Here is a 1,932-nt window from a genome sequence, read left to right as displayed (position 1 = left end):
CTCGAAAGCAAGACCGATCGCCCGACGCTCAAATCGCTGAAGACGCGCATCGAATCGGCGGCCGCCGATCCACGCTACCGCTTCATGTTCAACTCGCGCCTGATCGAGGACACCATCCACGAGACGATCGGCAACATCTTCCGCGTGCCGCATCATGGCCGCCCGGTAACCTGCTTCGAGATGGCCGGCATGCCGTCGGAAGTGGTCAATTCGGTCTGCTCGGTGCTGGCGCGCCTGGCCTTCGACCTCGCTCTGTGGAGCGAGGGCAAGCTGCAGTTGCTGTTTTTGTGCGAAGAGGCGCACCGCTATATGCCGGCCGACCCGCGCCTCGGCTTCGCGCCGACAAGGCACGCGCTGTCGCGCATTGCCAAGGAAGGCCGCAAATATGGCTGCTATCTCGGCGTCGTCACCCAGCGCCCGGGCGAGCTCGACCCGACCATCCTTTCGCAATGCTCGACCTTCTTCGCCATGCGGCTTGCCAATGAGCAGGACCAGGCGATCATCCGCTCGGCGATTGCCGACTCTTCCGCCTCGACGCTTGCCTTCCTGTCCTCCATGGGCCAGCGCGAAGCCATCGCCTTCGGCGAAGGCGTGGCGACGACCATGCGGCTGAAGTTCGAAAAACTGCCGAGTGACCTGCTCCCCGGCACCGCAAAACGCGAAGAGGCCACGTCGAAGCCAGGCGACGATGTCGATCTGGTGGCGATCGTGGAACGACTGCGCAATGTGCCTAAATCAACGCAGCAGGCGATGGCCTTCGCCGAGGTCGTCGATTCAGGCCGCCAGGCCGGCGACCCCGACTACCGCAAGCCACCCGCCGCACGCGCGCCATCGGACGACGATTTCGACATGCGCTACGGCCTAAAGCCCGCAACCTTCGGCCTGCGCCCGCAAAACGATTAGGTCAGCAGCGCCAACTCCTCTGCCTTCTGACCGAGAAGCCGCGCCAAGCTTGCGCCCTGCCTAGGCCGCTTGGGTAAATCCCGTCAGGGAATTCGTCAGGCTGAGTCGGGTGGTGCTGTTTTCGAGAACCGAAGCGGAGCGGACGTTTGAGTCCGTGAGCATCGGAAGCGCAGAAAACGGCGCCAGACGGCCAGCCTCACGAATTCAGTGATGGGATTTCAGGCGCAGACGCGGTTGCGGCCCTGCCTCTTCGCCTCGTAAAGCTGGCGGTCGGCGCGGCGATAGAACTCTTCCGCTGTTTCCTTGCGGTCCCAGACGGCGAGCCCGACGCTGGTGGTGATCTTGAGGCGGACATTGCCCGACAGCACCGACATGTTGGCGATCGCCTTGCGGATGCGCTCGGCAAACTTGCCCAGAAGCTCGGCGTCCATGTTGGGCGTGACCACGGCGAACTCCTCGCCGCCCAATCGCGCCACCACATCGTGGTAGCGCGTCATGTCCTTGAGACAGTTCGCGACGGCCTTGAGCACTTCGTCGCCGACGTCATGGCCGTGGGTGTCGTTGACCTGCTTGAAATGGTCGAGATCGAGGATCATCAGCCCGACGGGCTTTTCGATGCGCCGGAACTCCTCGAGATACTCCTTCAGCGCATCATCGAAATAGCGCCGGTTCTGCATGCCGGTCAGGCCATCGGTCAGCGCCGCATGCTCGAATGTTTCCGAGCGCGCGCTGAGCGAGACCGTCATGGCGCGCAGCTTGCCTTCCTCCATCGCCTGTTTGCGGATCAGCGGATAGATGAAGAAGATGCCGAAGAACAGCGCGGTGGCCAGGAGCACGCCGGTCGCGAACAAGAGCTTGTTGAGATAGATGACCTTGTCCAGACCCGAAGCCGTATGCAACTCGTCGGCGAAGGATTGCAGAAGTCCGTAAGCATGCAGCGTCACCAGGCCGGCGGCCAGGATCACGAATATAAAGACGAAAAATGCTGATTCCGCCTTGTGGAAACGCATCTGCTCCCCGTTGGAAAAG

Annotated in this window: 2 protein-coding genes; one reads left to right on the top strand and one right to left on the bottom strand. The window is 62.3% G+C overall.

The genetic code is table 11. The features are described 5' to 3' along the window. Nucleotides 1-903 (top strand): ATP-binding protein (locus EN964_RS33060; RefSeq protein WP_164776276.1); only part of this gene is annotated, 903 nt, incomplete at its 5' end. A gap of 218 nt (nt 904-1,121) precedes the next feature. On the opposite strand, the gene EN964_RS33055 is transcribed toward EN964_RS33060, so the two are convergent. Beyond that, on the bottom strand, nt 1,122-1,913 hold the full coding sequence (locus EN964_RS33055) for a GGDEF domain-containing protein (protein WP_127271965.1): 792 nt from the start codon (nt 1,911-1,913) through the stop codon (nt 1,122-1,124). Between the last annotated feature and the right edge of the window lie 19 nt (nt 1,914-1,932).

The organism is Mesorhizobium sp. M7A.F.Ca.CA.001.10.2.1 (assembly GCF_003998575.1).
GTDB lineage: Bacteria > Pseudomonadota > Alphaproteobacteria > Rhizobiales > Rhizobiaceae > Mesorhizobium.
This window is presented reverse-complemented; position numbering and strand designations above follow the sequence as displayed.

What these genes read in the sequence shown, in the direction of transcription:
- EN964_RS33055 (WP_127271965.1), bottom strand. Translation starts at nt 1,913, where the DNA reads ATGCGTTTCCACAAGGCGGAATCAGCATTTTTCGTCTTTATATTCGTG.